General features: G+C 36.3%; 18 protein-coding genes. 14 read left to right on the forward strand and 4 right to left on the reverse strand.

Annotated elements, in window-relative coordinates:
• The first annotated feature begins 39 nt into the window (after positions 1–39).
• Complete coding sequence (locus tag FJ651_RS06430) at positions 40–336, forward strand: GNAT family N-acetyltransferase (protein WP_216746096.1); 297 nt, start codon at positions 40–42, stop codon at positions 334–336.
• 48 nt (positions 337–384) lie between these two features.
• On the opposite strand, the gene mtaB is transcribed toward FJ651_RS06430, so the two are convergent.
• Positions 385–1725 (reverse strand): tRNA (N(6)-L-threonylcarbamoyladenosine(37)-C(2))-methylthiotransferase MtaB, encoded by a 1341-nt coding sequence (mtaB, locus tag FJ651_RS06435; RefSeq protein WP_140989655.1) that lies wholly within the window; start codon positions 1723–1725, stop codon positions 385–387.
• Positions 1726–1819: 94 nt separating this feature from the next.
• On the opposite strand from mtaB, the gene FJ651_RS06440 reads away from it, so the two are divergent.
• A complete protein-coding gene (locus FJ651_RS06440) occupies positions 1820–3451 on the forward strand; it encodes an ABC transporter substrate-binding protein (RefSeq protein ID WP_140989656.1) in 1632 nt (543 codons plus the stop codon).
• Here FJ651_RS06440 and FJ651_RS06445 read toward each other — a convergent pair.
• Together FJ651_RS06445 and FJ651_RS06450 are read right to left on the reverse strand one after the other, a co-directional pair.
• Positions 3448–4623 carry a GlmU family protein gene (locus tag FJ651_RS06445; RefSeq protein WP_140989657.1) on the reverse strand — a complete coding sequence of 392 codons (1176 nt, stop codon included), beginning with the start codon at positions 4621–4623 and terminating at the stop codon, positions 3448–3450. The genes FJ651_RS06440 and FJ651_RS06445 overlap by 4 nt on opposite strands.
• A 110-nt stretch (positions 4624–4733) precedes the next feature.
• Positions 4734–4985 carry a type B 50S ribosomal protein L31 gene (locus tag FJ651_RS06450; RefSeq protein WP_140989658.1) on the reverse strand — a complete coding sequence of 84 codons (252 nt, stop codon included), beginning with the start codon at positions 4983–4985 and terminating at the stop codon, positions 4734–4736.
• A 187-nt stretch (positions 4986–5172) separates the two neighbouring features.
• Here FJ651_RS06450 and FJ651_RS06455 point away from each other — a divergent pair, with 187 nt between their 5' ends.
• The 9 genes from FJ651_RS06455 (at position 5173) to FJ651_RS06495 (ending at position 12889) form a co-directional block, all read left to right on the forward strand.
• Positions 5173–5703 carry a DUF4199 domain-containing protein gene (locus FJ651_RS06455; RefSeq protein ID WP_140989659.1) on the forward strand — a complete coding sequence of 177 codons (531 nt, stop codon included), beginning with the start codon at positions 5173–5175 and terminating at the stop codon, positions 5701–5703.
• A gap of 37 nt (positions 5704–5740) precedes the next feature.
• Positions 5741–6691 carry a glycosyltransferase family 2 protein gene (locus FJ651_RS06460; protein WP_140989660.1) on the forward strand — a complete coding sequence of 317 codons (951 nt, stop codon included), beginning with the start codon at positions 5741–5743 and terminating at the stop codon, positions 6689–6691.
• Between the two features lie 64 nt (positions 6692–6755).
• Positions 6756–8483 carry a phospho-sugar mutase gene (locus tag FJ651_RS06465; RefSeq protein WP_140989661.1) on the forward strand — a complete coding sequence of 576 codons (1728 nt, stop codon included), beginning with the start codon at positions 6756–6758 and terminating at the stop codon, positions 8481–8483.
• 61 nt (positions 8484–8544) lie between these two features.
• The gene (locus FJ651_RS06470; protein WP_140989662.1) at positions 8545–8862 is read left to right on the forward strand and encodes a nucleotidyltransferase family protein; all 318 of its coding nucleotides are present in this window, start codon (positions 8545–8547) and stop codon (positions 8860–8862) included.
• A 4-nt stretch (positions 8863–8866) separates the two neighbouring features.
• The gene (locus tag FJ651_RS06475) at positions 8867–9181 is read left to right on the forward strand and encodes a HepT-like ribonuclease domain-containing protein (RefSeq protein WP_216746097.1); all 315 of its coding nucleotides are present in this window, start codon (positions 8867–8869) and stop codon (positions 9179–9181) included.
• Positions 9182–9229: 48 nt separating this feature from the next.
• Positions 9230–11056: an ABC transporter ATP-binding protein gene (locus FJ651_RS06480; RefSeq protein ID WP_140989664.1), complete on the forward strand. Its 1827-nt coding sequence runs from the start codon at positions 9230–9232 to the stop codon at positions 11054–11056.
• Between the two features lie 268 nt (positions 11057–11324).
• Positions 11325–11867, forward strand: coding sequence for an RNA polymerase sigma factor (locus tag FJ651_RS06485; protein WP_140989665.1), 543 nt, complete (start codon positions 11325–11327; stop codon positions 11865–11867).
• 32 nt (positions 11868–11899) lie between these two features.
• Entirely contained in the window at positions 11900–12406 is a 507-nt protein-coding gene (locus FJ651_RS06490; RefSeq protein ID WP_140989666.1) for a hypothetical protein, read from the forward strand.
• Positions 12407–12409: 3 nt separating this feature from the next.
• Positions 12410–12889 carry a sensor of ECF-type sigma factor gene (locus FJ651_RS06495; RefSeq protein WP_140989667.1) on the forward strand — a complete coding sequence of 160 codons (480 nt, stop codon included), beginning with the start codon at positions 12410–12412 and terminating at the stop codon, positions 12887–12889.
• A 204-nt stretch (positions 12890–13093) separates the two neighbouring features.
• On the opposite strand, the gene FJ651_RS06500 is transcribed toward FJ651_RS06495, so the two are convergent.
• A complete protein-coding gene (locus FJ651_RS06500) occupies positions 13094–14137 on the reverse strand; it encodes a WD40/YVTN/BNR-like repeat-containing protein (protein WP_140989668.1) in 1044 nt (347 codons plus the stop codon).
• A 61-nt stretch (positions 14138–14198) separates the two neighbouring features.
• Between FJ651_RS06500 and FJ651_RS06505 the strand changes: the two genes are divergently transcribed.
• Genes FJ651_RS06505 through FJ651_RS06515 form a run of 3 tightly spaced genes read left to right on the forward strand, consistent with a single transcriptional unit; the run spans position 14199 to position 17411 of the window.
• Complete coding sequence (locus tag FJ651_RS06505) at positions 14199–15413, forward strand: RsmB/NOP family class I SAM-dependent RNA methyltransferase (protein ID WP_140989669.1); 1215 nt, start codon at positions 14199–14201, stop codon at positions 15411–15413.
• Between the two features lie 12 nt (positions 15414–15425).
• Positions 15426–16490, forward strand: a complete 1065-nt coding sequence (locus FJ651_RS06510; RefSeq protein WP_140989670.1) for an endonuclease — start codon at positions 15426–15428, stop codon at positions 16488–16490.
• Between the two features lie 60 nt (positions 16491–16550).
• Positions 16551–17411, forward strand: coding sequence for a fructosamine kinase family protein (locus FJ651_RS06515; RefSeq protein ID WP_140989671.1), 861 nt, complete (start codon positions 16551–16553; stop codon positions 17409–17411).
• Positions 17412–17421: the final 10 nt, after the last annotated feature.

A 17421-nucleotide genomic window follows, 5' to 3' on the forward strand; every position in this document is an offset into this window, starting at 1 on the left:
AGTATTCTAAGTTTTCCGACTGCTACTAAATAAATTATTATGATAGATTCTGCACAACTCATTGACAATGATTTTTTGCGTCAATTTGAATTAAGGATTGATGATGAACTGGCTAAAATTGAATATTCACTTCAAGACCGAAAGATTTTTTTAACTAAAATTGAAATTCCCAATTCTGTAGAAGACGAAAGTTTTGAAGAAGAATTTCTAATCATGGTTTTTGACAACATTAAAGAAAGAAACATTAGCGTAGTACCAACAAGTCCGCAAATAGCCAAATTTGTAAGACGTCATCGTCAGTATAAACGCATGCTACCTGTTGGTATTAGAATATAACGTAACATTAATTGTATAGGCAACCTGAATTGAAAGATTCAGGTTTTTTTATTCAGCTAAAGAAGCAACAAAGTCAAATCGTACCAAACCATCATCATCTATTTCGGTAAGTTTAATTTTGTGCAAGGTGTTTACCAGTTTTGGATTCCATGGTGCTTTAACTTTTACGTAATTTTCTGTAAAACCGTGTACGTAACCCATTTTATTTTCACCTTCAAACAAAACAGTTCTTGTGGAACCTAACTGACCTTCATAAAAAGAGCGCCGCTTTTTTACCGATAAACCTCTCAACATTTTACTGCGTTTGGCTCTTACATTTTTTGGCACCACGTCGGGCATTTCTGCAGCGAGTGTGTTATCTCTTTCCGAATAGGTAAAAACATGTAAATACGAAATGTCTAATTCATTTAAAAAATGATAGGTCTCTAAAAATAAATCGTCTGTTTCACCCGGAAATCCAACAATAACATCTACACCAATACAAGCGTGAGGCATTACTTTTTTTATGGCTGCAACGCGTTCTTGATACAACTCTCGCATGTAACGACGACGCATCAATTTTAATAATTGGTTACTGCCACTTTGTAACGGAATATGAAAATGAGGTACAAAAGTTCTACTTTGCGCCACAAAATTAATAGTTTCGTTTTTCAGTAAGTTAGGCTCGATAGAAGATATTCTAAGTCGCTCGATACCTTCAACCTCATCTAAGGCCATTACCAAATCTAAAAAGGTGTGCTCGTGCTTTTTGTTTCCAAATTCGCCCTTTCCGTAGTCGCCTATATTAACACCTGTTAAAACAATTTCTTTTATGTTTTGTTCTGAAATTTCTTTGGCATTTTTTAATACATTCTGCAGAGTGTCGCTTCTTGAAATACCACGAGCCAGCGGAATGGTGCAATAAGTACATTTATAATCGCAGCCATCCTGAACCTTTAAAAAGGCACGGGTTCTATCACCAATAGAATAGCTGCCAACGTAGACATCTGCTTCGTCAATTTCGCAAGAATGTATTTGAGCCTCGCCTTTAACTCTGTTAGGATGATCCAATAATTCGTTAACGTAGGCTGTAATATTAAACTTTTCGGTAGCACCTAACACTAAATCAACGCCATTAACATCGGCCAATTCTTCCGGTTTTAATTGAGCATAGCAGCCAACTGCCGCTACAAATGCATCGGGATTTACTTTTTGTGCTTGCTTGACAATGGTCTTAAAACGTTTGTCGGCATTATCGGTTACAGAGCAGGTATTAATCACATAAACATCGGCCTTTTCTTCAAAATCAACCGACTTAAAACCATCGTTTTTAAAACTTCTGGCAATGGTTGACGTTTCTGAAAAATTCAGTTTACATCCTAAGGTATAAAAGGCTACTTTTTTACTCATTAATCTTTATCTTTACCAACGGTGAGCGCACCTAACATACCGTTCGCACACCTATCGTAAAAATTGAACGGCAAAATTACAACATATTAATTAGATGATAAAACCGAGAATAAAAGTTACAAAAGGTTCTTCTTTTGTGTGTTGTCTTGCACTTGTTTTATCAAGCCTATTTTCCTGCTCTAACATTAAAAATGAAGACGGTTCTCTGCATGTTTTTCGATATAACGAACATAAAAATATTGGTTCGTTAGATCCTGCTTTTGCAAAAGACAATGCCGATATTTGGGCTGTTAACCAGCTTTTTAACGGCCTGGTTGAAATGGACGAACAGCTCAATATTAAACCAAGTATCGCCACACGCTGGGATATTGATAGTTCTGCAACCTCTTACACATTTACACTAAGAAACGATGTCTATTTTCACAAACATCAACTGTTTGGCAATGATTCAACCCGCCGGGTAACCGCAAAAGATTTTGAGTATAGCTTAAACCGACTCACCAATCCTAAAATAGCATCGCCGGGTAGCTGGGTTATGCAGCAGGTTGACAACATAGAAGTTTTAAACGATTCAATGCTAACGATTAAACTTAAACAGCCATTTCCTGCTTTTTTAGGCTTGTTGAGCATGAAATACTGCAGTGTTGTACCAAAGGAAGTAGTTGAGCATTATGGTGATGCTTTCAGGTCGCACCCAATCGGTACCGGACCATTTAAATTTAAACGTTGGGAAGAAAACATTAAATTGGTATTCAGAAAAAATGAACTGTATTTTGAAACCGATATCAATAATCAACAACTACCCTACTTAGAAGCAGTTGCCATAACTTTTTTACCTGATAAACAAAGTGAGTTTTTACAATTTACGCAGGGTAATTTAGATTTTTTAAACGCTCTGGACACCTCTTACAAAGACGATATTTTAAATGCCGACGGCAGCTTAAACAGCAGATACGAAACAACAACACAAATGCTGCGTGGACCGTATTTAAATACAGAGTATCTGGCGTTTTTTCTAAAAGCCGAAGTACCCGAAATACAATCAGAACAATTGCGTAAAGCCATTAACCTGGGTTTCGACCGAAAAAAAATGATGCAATACCTGCGCAATGGTGTTGGGATTCCTGCTAATGGCGGATTTATTCCAAAAGGACTCCCGGGATTTAATCCATCTGCGGGATACTCTTACCAACCCGAGCAAGCCAAAATACTGGTCGAAGATTTTAAAAAAACTACCGGTATCGCCAACCCAAGTATTACCATTACCACTACCAGTAACTATTTAGATTTTTGTGAGTTCATTCAGCGGGAATTGCTTAAAATTGGTATAGATGTAAAGGTTGACGTTATGCCGGCATCGGCATTAAAAGACGCCAAAGCCAATGGTAAATTAGATTTATTCAGAGCCAGTTGGGTAGCCGATTACCCCGATGCTGAAAATTATCTGTCACTTTTCTACAGTAAGAATTTCGCACCTAACGGACCCAATTACACACATTTTGAAGATGAAAGTTTTGACAAACTTTACGAAGCATCACTCAGTGTAGCCAATTTAAAAGAACGCGCCACCTACTATGCCCAGATGGATAGCCTAATCATGAAGCAAGCGCCTGTTGTAGTATTATTCTATGATGAAGTTGTAAGATTTACCAGAAAAAATATCGAAGGTTTGGGCATCAACCCCATTAATTTACTCGATTTAAGACAAGTCAGAAAAATACCTTAATCTTTGCGGTATTTCTTGGTCAACTCAAACACGTGCTGTAATATGGCAGCGTCATCTTCGGTAAACGTAACATGCCTTCTTTCCATAACAATTTTGGCAACTTCAAATGCTTTATCGGTTTTGTAGGTGATAAATCCGCTGCTGCCGCCCCAAGAGAAACTTGGAATGAAATTTCGGGGAAAACCGCTGCCAAAAATATTGGCACTAACGCCTACAACCGTTCCGGTGTTAAACATGGTATTGATACCACACTTACTATGATCGCCCATCATTAAACCGCAAAATTGCAAACCTGTTTTAGCAAATCCTTCGGTATTGTAATCCCACAGTCTTACTTCGGCATAGTTATTTTTAAGATTCGAATTGTTGGTGTCGGCTCCTAAATTACACCATTCACCCAACACCGAATTCCCCAGAAATCCGTCGTGGCCTTTGTTGGAATAAGCAAACATCACAGAATTATTAACTTCGCCACCAACACGGCAGTGTGGGCCAACAGTGGTTGCGCCGTAAATTTTTGAAGCCATTTTTACAACAGCATGATCACATAATGCAAACGGACCGCGAATGACGGAGCCTTCCATAATTTCGGTATCCCGACCAACGTAAATAGGGCCATTTTCGGCGTTTAAGGTTACAAAATTGAGCTTGGCGCCCGACTCAATAAAAATATTTTCGGCATTAATCACATTCACAGTTGGCGGAATGGGTTGCGATTTCCTGTTGTTGGTAATCAAGTCAAAATCGTCTTGAATAGCCAAATGATTTTTCGAAAATATATCCCAGGTGTTTTCAATTACAATGCATTCACCTTGATATTCTATAGGTTGAAAGTTGTCAAAATTTTCAACCTCAACATTCTCTTCAGAATAAAAGGCAATGACTTGTTCATTGTGAAAAATGGCCTGATTACTTTCAAGAGACTTAATCATTTCAACCAATTCGGCATTGGGCAGATATGAAGCATTGATCATGATGTTTTGCGGCATTTCAACCATGGGAAACTTTTCAGATAAATAATCTTCGGTAACGGTGGTAATCACGCTACATAAATAAGATTCCCATTTTTCTCTAATAGTTAAGATCCCAACTCTAATATCGGCAACCGGTCTGGTAAAAGTAAAAGGCAATAAATTATTGCGAAAGGGTCCGTCAAAAAGAATGTAGTTCATGAATATCTATTGCTAAAATTACTTAATAATCAAAAGTAGTTCAATTAGGGCACAAAAAAAAGCCTTTCATTCGCGTTTGAATAAAAGGCTTGTATATGCTTTTACGTAGTTTATTTGCTAAACTTGGCGTATTTGTTTTTAAATTTATCGATTCTACCTGCGGTATCAACCAATTTGGCCTTACCTGTGTAGTATGGATGAGAGGTTCTTGAAATTTCCATTTTAATTAACGGATACTCTACACCATTAACGTCAATAGTCTCGTTGGTGATGGCAGTTGATTTTGTTAAAAACACATCTTCGTTAGACATATCTTTAAATGCTACAACTCTATAGTTTTCAGGGTGTATACCTTTTTTCATTACTTCGCGCTTTATAATCGTTGCTTTTTAAGAGGTGCAAATTTAGATAAATTTTGTGAGATTGCAATTATTTTTTCAGATTTTCAGTAGAAAATAAATTTTTACCTATTTACTAAAACTAAATAGAATTGATATTGTAACAAAATTGTAAATTTATTGACCAACTAACAAACTAAAACAATCAACTATGGAACAACAATTGAAATCTTCAGCTATTAATTACGGTATTTATCTGGGTCTGTCTTTAGCCCTTATAAGTGTTTTAATTTATGTAATTAACGCAGAATACGCTATTGCTTGGTGGATTGGTATCATAATGTTATTGTTAATTTTAGCATTCGGAATTGTTTCCACAGCCAAATCCAAGGATTTTTTAAATGGTTTCATTTCATTTAAACAGGCCTTTTCATCCTTTTTCATAACCGTAGCGATAGGCGTTATAATTAATACCGGAATTGGAATTTTAATTTACGGCGTTATCGATACTGAAGCTGCCGTATTCCTTCAGGAGAAAGGTATTGAAAATACTGTTAGTATGATGGAACGATTTGGCGCACCTCAATCTGAAATTGACAAAACAATCGATTCCATGTCCGGTGAAAACTCGTTTTCTATTATGAATCAATTAAAAGCAATTGCTTATCAATTGGTTTTTTACGCAGTAATTGGATTGATTGTCGCTGCCTTTATGAAAAAAAAGAATCCTGATTTAGCTTAATTTTTTTTAACTATTTTTGACTGCAGATAGTTAAACTATGGATATATCGGTAGTCATACCTTTACTTAACGAAGAAGAATCACTCAAAGAACTACACGATTGGATTGCAAATGTTATGCAAGTCAATCGTTTTTCTTATGAAATTATTTTTATTGACGATGGTAGTACTGATAATTCGTGGGAAATCATTGAAAAATTGGTCAAAGCCAATTCAAATGTAAAAGGTATTCAATTTTTAAGAAACTACGGAAAATCTCAGGCCTTACACGCTGGTTTTGCCAAAGCACAGGGCAATGTGGTGATAACCATGGATGCCGATTTACAGGACAACCCCGAAGAGATCCCCGAACTATACCAAATGATTGTTGTCGATCAAATGGATATGGTTTCAGGTTGGAAGAAAAAACGGTACGATGCTGTTTTTACCAAAAATCTACCTTCCAAATTATTTAATTGGGCCGCTAGAAAGACATCGGGTGTAAAACTTAAAGATTTTAATTGCGGACTTAAAGCCTACAACAAGAATGTTGTTAAAAATATTGAAGTTAGAGGCGAAATGCATCGTTATATTCCGGTGTTGGCAAAAAATGCCGGATTTCAGAAAATTGGCGAAAAAGTTGTAAAACACCAGGCACGTAAATATGGTAAAACCAAATTTGGTGCCGAACGATTTATTTACGGATTTTTAGACTTAATAACCATATGGTTCTTATCGCGTTTCGGCAAAAGACCAATGCATTTATTTGGTGCTTTGGGTGTGTTAATGTTTATAATTGGTTTTGCTTTCGCACTGTTTTTAGGGATTGATAAGCTGTTTTTTAATCCCTTAGGAAGACTTATTACACAACGACCCCAATTTTATCTGTCGCTCGCCACCATGATTATTGGCAGCCAATTCTTTATTGCAGGATTTTTAGGCGAACTGATACTAAGAACTAAAGATGCCAAAAATCGCTACTTAATCAAAAAGGAATTAAACCTTAATTAATCACTTTTTTTTGCTAAAGTCTTAGCGCTAATTCATTAAATTTGACAATCAAAACCTAATTGAAATGCTTTATATAGAACCCGACATTTTAGAGAAAGTAAATAATTGGCTTACTCCAACTTTTGATGATGATACCCAAAATAAAATCAAAACACTCATTTCATCCAATCCAACCGAACTTAAAGAAAGTTTTTATAAAAATCTTGAGTTTGGCACCGGCGGTATGCGCGGTATTATGGGTGTTGGCACCAACAGAATAAATAAATACACCTTGGGCAAAAACACACAAGGTTTAAGCAATTACTTGCATCAAAGTTTTAAAGACGAACCTATAAAAGCAGTCATTGGTTACGATTGCAGACACAATTCAAAAACCCTGGCTAAAGTGGTGGCCGATGTGTTTTCGGCCAATGGCATTACGGTATATTTATTTGAAGATTTAAGAGCAACACCAGAGGTTTCGTTTGCTTTAAAACACCTGCATTGCCATTGCGGTATTGTGTTAACTGCCTCTCATAATCCGCCGGAATACAACGGTTATAAGGTGTATTGGCAGGATGGCGGCCAACTGGTGCCACCACAAGACGAAGACATTATAGAAGTTATAGAAACGGTAGCTTACCCCGACATAAAGTTTGAAGCCAACAATGATTTAATTCACTACATAGGCGAAGACATTGATAATGCTTTTATTGACGGTTCTATTAAAAATGGCACTTTTGATACTTCAGATAAAGCACGTGAAGACCTTAAAATTGTGTTTACGTCGCTTCATGGCACTTCGGTAACATCAATTCCTGAAACCCTGAAACGCGCCGGATACACCCAAGTATATCAGGTTGAAGAACAGGCAGAGCCTAATGGCGATTTTCCAACGGTAAAATCGCCTAACCCCGAAGAACCCGAAGCACTTGAAATGGCTTTAAAATTGGCCAATGAAGTCAATGCCGATATCGTGATTGGCACCGACCCCGATGGCGACCGACTTGGTATTGCCGTGAGAAATTTAAAAGGAGAAATGGAATTGCTCAACGGCAACCAAACCATGGTATTAATGACAAGCTTTTTACTTGAAAAATGGCAGCAACAAGGAAAAATAAAAGGTAGTGAATTTATTGCCACCACCATAGTATCAACGCCAATGATGGTAGAAATTGGCAACTATTACAATGTTGAATGTAAAGTAGTTTTAACCGGATTTAAGTGGATTGCCAAAATGATTAAAGACTTCCCTGAGCTTAAATTTATTGGTGGTGGAGAAGAAAGCTTTGGCTATATGGTAGGCGATTTTGTAAGAGATAAAGACGCTACCACTTCTACCCTCTTGGCATGCGAAATTGCAGCACAGGCTAAGTCTAAAGGCAGTAGTTTTTATGAAGCTTTAGTTCAACTCTATGTAAAACACGGCTTTTATAAAGAAAAACTAATTTCACTCACCAAAAAAGGTATTGAAGGTGCTCAAGAAATCAATCAAATGATGGTGGATGCACGCAACAATCCGCTTACTGAAATTGCAGGTGAAAAGGTAGTACGCGTTGAGGACTATAAATTATCGATCGCTAAAAATATTGTAGAAGGCACACAAGAAAACCTGGATATCCCAAAATCGGATGTGCTGATTTACTACACCGAAAAAGGTAGTAAAATTGCTCTGAGACCTAGTGGTACTGAACCCAAGATTAAATTCTATATGAGTGTGAATACTACACTAACCCATAAACATGAATTTGAATCTGCCTCTAAAAAAGTGGATGAGAAGATTGAATCAATTTTAAAGTCTCTTGGATTGTAAGCGTACCTTATCTGTTAACTAAAATAGTTTTACTTAAATTTACACCACATTCGTTCATAAAATGAAAGCAAATTCATTAAATAGAGAGACTTTAATTGAAATTCTCAAGCAAAATAAGACTCAGCTTGAGGAGTTTGGAGTTTTAGAAATTGGTTTGTTTGGGAGTTATGCAACCAGCAATGAAAATGATGACAGTGATGTTGATATTTTAGTAAATTTAAACAAGGATAAAAAAACTTTTAGAAATTTCTTATCTCTAAATTATTTTCTTGAGAAGTTAATCGGTAAAAAAGTAGATTTAGTGACAAGACAATCATTAAGTCCATACATCGGACCACATATTTTAAATTCTATTGTTTATGTACCCTTCGACAATTGAATTTTTGAAACATATACAATCAGAATGCCATTATCTTATAAAAGAATATCATACAAGTTCTTTTGAGGAATTTAAAAATAATGAAAGACTTACTAAAGCTATTTGTAGAAGTCTTGAAATTATTGGAGAAGCAGCCAATAAAGTTGATCTGGATCTTAAAAATCAGCATAGTGAAATTCCTTGGAGGGAAATTAGCGATTTAAGAAATCGTATCATTCATCATTATTTCGGAATTGATTACGAAATCATATGGGATGTTGTTGAAAACGAAATTCCAATTTTATCAAAACAAGTTGAACATATCATCAATAACAACTAACAACTGCTTAAAAGCATTAGAAATATTCAGGAAAAATTACTCTAATAAATGAACTACTTTAAACAAATTCTTCATTTTGCCATTCCTTACAAGCGTTATGCCTATCTAAATATTCTGTTTAATATTTTTTATGCGCTTTTTAGCGCTTTGGCTTTTGTAGCATTTATACCAATGCTGGATGTTTTGTTCAATGAAGAAAAACAAGCCGTAGCAGAAAAGCCGGTTTATTCGGGTATTACAAAACTTGCGTCCTTTATTGAAGATACCTTATCCTATTACATCCATTCGCTAGCCGAAACCAATAAAATGAATGCCTTACTGTTGGCTATTGGTTTAATTATTTCGCTGTTTTTACTGAAAAACATCTCAAATTACCTCGCGATGTTTTTTATTACCTTTTTACGAAATGGTGTTTTAAAAGACTTGCGGAACGCCCTTTACCACAAGTTGGTTGAATTGCCACTGGCATTTTTTTCAGAAAAGCGAAAAGGTGATTCTATTGCGAGAATCTCCAATGATGTGCAGGAAATTCAAGTGTCTTTTCTATCTATTTTAGAACTGATCATACGCGAACCCCTAACCATTATCTTTACCATTATTTTAATGTTTAAGATAAGTACAGAACTCACTTTTTTTGTGTTTATCTTCTTGCCAATTTCAGGATTTATTATTTCAAGAATAGGCAAAAGCCTGAAGAAAAAATCAGACCGAGTTCAAAAGGAACAAGGGGAATTTTTATCTATTGTTGAGGAAACATTGGGCGGATTAAAAGTCATTAAAGGCTTTACAGCCGAAGGTGTTTTTCAGCGTAAGTTTGAAGAATCCACCAACCGTTTTTATAAATTTTCAAATACTTTATTAAATAGGCAGAACTTAGCCTCACCAACCAGTGAATTTCTGGGTATTGTGGTTATTGCCATCATATTGTGGTTTGGCGGTAAAATGGTCTTAGTCGATGATGTTTTAAAAGGTAGTGAGTTTTTGGCTTATTTAGGCTTAGCATACAACATTTTAACACCTGCAAAAGCCATTAGTAAAGCCAGCTATAGCGTTAAAAAAGGTAATGCAGCCGCAGAGCGCGTTCTGGAAATATTGAACACCAAATCACCTTTGGAAGATCAACCAAATGCCAAAATTAAAACAGATTTTAAAGACAATTTAAGCATCAACCGGGTGTCTTTTAAATACGAAGATGATCTGGTGCTTAAAAACTTCAATTTAACGGTACCAAAAGGAAAGAGCATTGCATTAGTAGGCCAATCTGGAAGCGGAAAAAGCACCATTGCCAATTTAGTTACCCGATTTTACGATGTCAACCAAGGCGATATTACTATTGATGGCGAAGATATTAGAAACCTTACCAAACAGTCGCTTAGAAGTTTAATGGGATTAGTTACCCAAGACTCCATCCTATTTAACGACACCATTAAAAACAACTTATTAATTGGTAAAGAAAGTGCCGGTGATGAAGAAATTATCGACGCGCTTAAGATTGCCAACGCATGGGAGTTTGTTGAACAATTACCCAATGGCATTAATACCAACATTGGCGATTCGGGAAATAAGCTTTCGGGCGGACAAAAACAGCGTTTGAGTATAGCCAGGGCAGTGCTTAAAAATCCGCCAATCATGATTCTCGACGAAGCCACATCGGCCTTAGATACCGAGAGTGAGCGACTGGTGCAAAACGCTCTGGAAAATATGATGAAAAACCGCACTTCTATCGTCATTGCGCACCGACTTTCAACCATTCAAAATGCCGACGAAATAGTAGTGATGCACAAAGGTGAAATTGCCGAACAAGGCACACACGCCGAACTTCTCGCTAAAAACGGTGTCTATAAAAAACTGGTGGACATGCAAAGTTTCGATTAACGCAAAAAAGGATAACCATGATGGCTATCCTTTTCGCTTCTACTACCAGATTTGGGGACACTGGTAATATTAGTTAGGTTAAGACGATGTAAACATATAACATAATTTATTATAAAACAAGAAAAAAATGCATTTTATCGGTATTATATTGCATTTCATCGATGATATTAATACTTAGTTACTGTTTATCAGCATTTTAAAAAATATAATAATTTTGATTAAACTTTTCCTACCTTTCAATGTCTAATATCTGTAATACAAAGAAAACGTGATTGACGAAGTTGAATTAATCAACTCATTAAAAACCGAAGCCACGCGCGAAAAGGCCTACCGCTTGTTGGTTAGTACCTACAAAGAACGTTTGTATTGGCATATTAGAAAAATAGTCATAACACACGACGACGCAGACGACGTACTTCAAAACACATTCATTAAAATTTTTAGAAACATCAATAATTTTAAAGGCGAAAGCAAATTGTTCTCCTGGATGTATCGAATAGCCACTAACGAAGCCATTTCGCATTTAAATCACAACGCCAAAATACTTCAGTTAAATTCAGAGGAATTGATCAGTCAAAAAGTTAATAACTTAAAATCTGATGTCTATTTTGAAGGAGATGCCATTCAACTCAAACTACAACAAGCCATCGCCACTTTACCTCACAAGCAGCAGTTGGTATTTAATATGAAGTATTTTGAAGACATCACCTATAAAGATATGGCCGAAATATTAGAAACCTCCGAAGGAGCCTTGAAAACATCATACCATTTGGCCAAACAAAAAATTGAAAAGTTTTTAATAGACAATTAAACTATTTCATTTAAAATGAGTCTTAATAACAAATGAAAAAACAACAATTACATAAAAATCATCACAGCGGGTTTAAAACTCCGGAAAACTACTTCGTGAGTTTTGAAGATAAATTGTTTGCCAATATTGAAACTAATAAACTCTCAAAACAAACGCATGCTTCAGGCTATACAACACCCAACAACTATTTTGAGAGTGTAGAGTCTAAAGTTGTTTCACAAAGCATCAAAAAACAACCCAAAGTAATTTCGATATTTAAAAACCGTTGGACAATATCTTCGGTTGCAGTAGCAGCTTCAGTTACAATCGTATTATTCTTGTTTTTCAATCAACCGGATGACTTGAGCTTTAATGATCTTGAAATGGCTGCTATAGAAAATTATATATTAAACTCAGATGTAAGTGCCGGTGAAATTTCTCAATTTCTTAACGACGAAGATTTTAATAATTCACTAACCGATCATTCAATTTTAACGGAAGACAATCTTGAAAATTATCTTATCAACAATACAAACTTAGAAGACCTTTTAATAGATTAAACAATGAAATATATCATCATAACTTTATTATTATTGCTATTTAGCTTAGATACAACAGCTCAAAACCCGGAAAAATTAGAACGTATCAAAGCCCTTAAAGTAGCTTTCATAACCGAAAAATTGAGCCTTACCGAAACTGAGGCTCAACAATTTTGGCCCGTTTATAACAAATATGAAGAAGCTACCTTCAAACTGCGCAGGGAAAAAAGAGCAGAACGTGCCGATTACGATTTTGCATCGCTCAGCGAAGCCGATGCCAATAATCTGCTCAATTCAATGATGGATACCGAGCGTGAAAAATTTGAATTGCGTAAACAATTGGTAAACGATTTGAAAAAAGTGCTTCCGGCTACAAAAATATTAAAACTGCAATGGACCGAGGATCAATTTAACCGCCGACTCTTAGAAGAAATGAGAAACAGACGTGGTGGAAACACTGGCGGCCAGCAAGAAGGCATTAAGCAAAGAGAACGCCAAAATTAGGATACAATTAGGCCATTCAGCTCAATGCAATAATTGAAAATTGTGTTTTGATTCATCTAACTTTTAGCCCAATCGAATAGCGTTGATAAGTATGTTCAAAATCAATCTGATATTCATAAAAATATTACTAGCACACATGAGTTAATACTTGTGCAACTTGTCTTCAGGGCACTTGGTAAATTCGTGGCTATATTTTAATGACATTTACTTAAAATTCAACTTTGAAATACCACCTTTGCCTGCTGCAAAAGCCGTGGTATCATCAATAAATCTAACAGTGTAAAAAGAGGCATCAGATAATTGCGTCCAATTCAATCCGCTATCAAAACTGTAATCAATACCTTTAAAACCAACAGCTACCATTTGTTGAGCCTCAGAATTTGGCACAAATTGAACACAACTCCTGTAACCGGGAGCTGCGTTGTTAGCTATTAACTGCCAGGTTTTGCCACCATCATCTGTAATTATTTTATTGGCTTCGTTAGCATCAGGATTGGTGTAATCGCCGCCAATGGCCACACCATTCAATTCATCATAAAAATCGAGAGAATAAATACCCGTGGTTTCTAGTCCGCCAATCATTGGGGTTTCAATAACTTTCCAGCTATAACCCTTATCTTCCGAATAAAAAACTCTGCTAACCTTTCCACCGGTTGCTACCCAGGTTTTATCTCCAACAATGGCAATATTGGTATTACTGGCTGCAAAAGCCGCTTCGCCGTCTTTAATTGCAGGTAATTGTTCACAAGGTATTTTTTGCCAGGTATACCCACCGTCTCGAGTAATAATGATACTTAAACAACTATCTGTTGGATCGCCTATGGCAATACCTTCCAAATCATTCCAAAATGTCATGGCATCGTAAAACGCCTTGGGATGGTCTTCTTTATAGACCACTTGCATTTTGCCATCGTCTCCGGTTTTAAAAAGTAGTGCCGGACTGCCAACACTCAACATAAAAAAATCGGTTGAAGTATGTGCAACGGCTCTAAATTCTAATTTCAAGCTGTCATACGGCTGCTGTGCAATTTGCCATTTTTTATTTACTGTTTGATACATCCCGTATGTACCATCATTAGCGGCAAAAACTAAATTGCCGTCATCTAAAATATCAATAGCTCTGATGCTTAAAGTCGAATCTATTAAAATTGGTTCAATTTCAACCTTTGTAAATGGTTCAAAATTTTTGGCTTTTTTGTTACAGCTGCTAATCAATAAACAGGTTATAATAAGTAATAGGAATCTCATTTGTAAAGTTTATTCAAAAATAGCTAATTAAATGTACCTTTGTAGCCTTAATTTTTACTCCATGCGTTTACATAAAAACCTGTGTTTTGCGGTAATTGACGGACTGCACATTATATTTAATGAAGATGAATATGCCGATAAAGTGGTGCAAGCCTTACTCAAGCGCGACAAACGCTGGGGAAGTCGCGATCGCGGTTTTATAGCAGAAACGGTTTATGAAATTGTTCGTTTCAAACGTTTATACGCCGAAATTGCAGAAGTCAAGGAGCCCTTTAACAGAGATAATTTATGGCGAATGTTTGCCGTATGGGCAACCTTACGTGGCATACCTTTACCCAAATGGAAGTATTTTGAAGACACGCCTGCCAGAAAAATAAAAGGAAAATTTGACGAACTCTTAAAAATCAGAAAATACCGCGAATCCATCCCGGATTGGTTAGACCAACTGGCTGTTGAAGAATTGGGCGAAACACTATGGACCAAGGAAATAGCTGCACTCAATCAACAAGCCGATGTTATCTTAAGAGTCAACACCTTAAAAACCAATATCAAAGATTTACAGAACCGCCTTCAATCGGAAAATATTGAAACGGAAACCATTAATGGTTATCCCATGGCGCTCAAATTAAAAGAGCGTGCCAACGTATTTCAAACCGAATGTTTTAAAGATGGTTGGTTTGAAGTGCAAGATGCTTCCTCTCAATTGGTAGCTACCATGCTCGATGTAAAACCGGGCATGAAGGTTGTTGACGCCTGTGCAGGTGCCGGCGGAAAATCACTGCATTTGGCTGCACTTATGGAAAATAAAGGACAGATTATTGCCATGGATATTTACGCCAATAAGCTTAAAAACTTAAAAGTGCGCGCCAAACGAAATGGGGCCTTCAACATAGAACTTAAAGAAATAGATTCTACCAAACCCATTAAAAAACTTCACGATAAAGCTGATAGATTGCTCATTGATGCGCCTTGTTCGGGGTTGGGAATATTGCGAAGAAATCCCGATGCCAAATGGAAACTACAACCTGAGTTTATTGAAAACATCAAACAAACACAACAAGACATTCTCCAAAATTACAGCAAAATGCTAAAACCCGGAGGTAAAATGGTATATGCTACGTGCTCCGTTTTACCGTCTGAAAATGCACAACAAGTTGAGAGATTTTTAAATTCAGAAAATGGTAGCAACTTTAAATTGGTGGAAGATAAACGTATATTTGCTCATGAATCAGGCTACGATGGTTTCTATATAGCTGTTATCGAGAAAAATAAATAATTACAACATCGAATGAAACAACTTTACTTTATCATTTTTTTAGTTTCAACTTTTGCATTTGCGCAACCCCCGGAAGGCTACTATAACTCGGCAACCGGTACAGGTTTTACACTCAAAACACAATTATACACCATTATTTCAGGCAGTCATCAACCACAACCCTTTAATACACATTGGACTTTCTTTGAAACTGCTGATGTCTTACCAAATGGTAAAGTATGGGACATTTATGCCAATTGCAACTTCGAATTTGGAACTCCTGATACCGGTGGTAACCAAGATATTGGTTCAGGCGGCAATGTTGAATGCGAATTTTTTAACAGAGAACACACCTTCCCGACCAGTTGGTTTGGCAATATTGAACCTGCCAGATCAGATGTTGTACAATTATTACCGGTTGATAAAAAAGTAAACAGCGAAAGAGGCAATTTACCATATGGCGAAGCGTCAAGTGCCTTTTTTACAAGTAGTAACGGTACTATTCGCGGAAGTTCAGAAATTACTGAAGTGAACGGACAAGTTTTTGAGGTCATTGATGAATACAAGGGCGATATTGCCAGAATTTTCTTTTACATGGCAACACGATACGAAGACCTTGTTGCCGGTTGGGAAAATTTGAATACCGATGGCGATAAAATGCTGGATGGTTCAAGTAATAAGGTATTTGAACAATGGGCACTTGATATGTTGTATAGCTGGCATTTGAACGACCCCGTAAGCCAAAAAGAAATTGATAGAAATAATGCGATTTACAATTACCAAAACAATCGCAATCCCTTTGTTGATAATCCCGGATATGTGTTTCAAATTTGGCAGAATGTTTTGTCTGTTAATGAATTTTCGTTAAACAGTTCCATTACCATGTTCCCAAACCCTGCTGCTACTAACGAAATTAATATCATTTCTAATCGTGAAATTACAGCCGAAATTTTTGACATTTTTGGCAAAAAAGTTCTTGCGAGAAAAATTAACGCCACCCATAAAACAATTGATATTTCAAATCTCACCAGTGGCGTTTACTTAGTTAAACTAAGCAACCAAAGTCAAAGTGTTACAAAAAAATTAATTCGGCAATAAACTGATAATCATTATTTGTAAAAGGCCATTTTTTAATGGTCTTTTTTTATTTTTATAAGAATGAAACAGAATCTTATAGATCACCTATCAAATACGCTAAACATCAGTATCAAGAGCATCCAACCTGTTACCGGTGGCGATATATCTCGGGCTTATAAAATTGAATCTTCTCACAATACTTATTTTTTAAAGGCGAACGACAAGGCATCAGCATTGAAAATGTTTCAACAGGAAGCCAACGCTTTACAAACCATTTCAAAAACCAAAACCATTAAATCACCGCACGTAATTCAAGTCGCATCATTTGAAAACCAATCCTATATTTTAATGGAATATGTTGAAAGTAAAACACCTTCCAATCAAGATATGGCTTTGTTTGGCGAACAATTGGCACATTTACATCTCACACATTCTGATGCCTTTGGATTTGACACCGATAACTTTATTGGGAGCTTACCACAATCGAACACCACACACAATAACTGGCTTGATTTTTATATAGAGGAGCGATTAGTACCTCAACTCAAAATAGCCATCCAAAGACAGTTGTTATCACCTGCTGAAGTACCCGATTTAAGTGCAATGAAATTAAAAACCGCGGATATTTTCAAAGATGTTCAACCATCTTTGTTACACGGCGATTTATGGAGCGGCAATTACTTGATTTCAAAAGACGGAACGCCATACCTTATTGATCCGGCAACGTATTTTGGTCATAGCGAAGTAGATATTGCCATGAGTTTACTTTTTGGTGGTTTTGGTGACTCGTTTTATCAAGCTTACCACACTGTTATTCCGAAAGAAACACATACCAAAGCCAGAATTGAATTGTACCAGTTGTATTACCTGTTAGTACATCTTAATTTATTTGGAAGCTCCTATTATAATTCGGTTAAGCACATCATCAGTAAGTATTTTTAATTGTGAATTA

Source organism: Paucihalobacter ruber, assembly GCF_006494535.1.
Lineage (GTDB): Bacteria > Bacteroidota > Bacteroidia > Flavobacteriales > Flavobacteriaceae > Paucihalobacter > Paucihalobacter ruber.

Bases quoted from the DNA above. Each gene is read 5' to 3' on its own strand.
- FJ651_RS06430 (WP_216746096.1), top strand. From the start codon at position 40: ATGATAGATTCTGCACAACTCATTGACAATGATTTTTTGCGTCAATTT.
- mtaB (WP_140989655.1), bottom strand. From the start codon at position 1,725: ATGAGTAAAAAAGTAGCCTTTTATACCTTAGGATGTAAACTGAATTTT.
- FJ651_RS06440 (WP_140989656.1), top strand. From the start codon at position 1,820: ATGATAAAACCGAGAATAAAAGTTACAAAAGGTTCTTCTTTTGTGTGT.
- FJ651_RS06445 (WP_140989657.1), bottom strand. From the start codon at position 4,623: ATGAACTACATTCTTTTTGACGGACCCTTTCGCAATAATTTATTGCCT.
- FJ651_RS06450 (WP_140989658.1), bottom strand. From the start codon at position 4,985: ATGAAAAAAGGTATACACCCTGAAAACTATAGAGTTGTAGCATTTAAA.
- FJ651_RS06455 (WP_140989659.1), top strand. From the start codon at position 5,173: ATGGAACAACAATTGAAATCTTCAGCTATTAATTACGGTATTTATCTG.
- FJ651_RS06460 (WP_140989660.1), top strand. From the start codon at position 5,741: ATGGATATATCGGTAGTCATACCTTTACTTAACGAAGAAGAATCACTC.
- FJ651_RS06465 (WP_140989661.1), top strand. From the start codon at position 6,756: ATGCTTTATATAGAACCCGACATTTTAGAGAAAGTAAATAATTGGCTT.
- FJ651_RS06470 (WP_140989662.1), top strand. From the start codon at position 8,545: ATGAAAGCAAATTCATTAAATAGAGAGACTTTAATTGAAATTCTCAAG.
- FJ651_RS06480 (WP_140989664.1), top strand. From the start codon at position 9,230: ATGAACTACTTTAAACAAATTCTTCATTTTGCCATTCCTTACAAGCGT.
- FJ651_RS06490 (WP_140989666.1), top strand. From the start codon at position 11,900: ATGAAAAAACAACAATTACATAAAAATCATCACAGCGGGTTTAAAACT.
- FJ651_RS06495 (WP_140989667.1), top strand. From the start codon at position 12,410: ATGAAATATATCATCATAACTTTATTATTATTGCTATTTAGCTTAGAT.
- FJ651_RS06500 (WP_140989668.1), bottom strand. From the start codon at position 14,137: ATGAGATTCCTATTACTTATTATAACCTGTTTATTGATTAGCAGCTGT.
- FJ651_RS06505 (WP_140989669.1), top strand. From the start codon at position 14,199: ATGCGTTTACATAAAAACCTGTGTTTTGCGGTAATTGACGGACTGCAC.
- FJ651_RS06510 (WP_140989670.1), top strand. From the start codon at position 15,426: ATGAAACAACTTTACTTTATCATTTTTTTAGTTTCAACTTTTGCATTT.
- FJ651_RS06515 (WP_140989671.1), top strand. From the start codon at position 16,551: ATGAAACAGAATCTTATAGATCACCTATCAAATACGCTAAACATCAGT.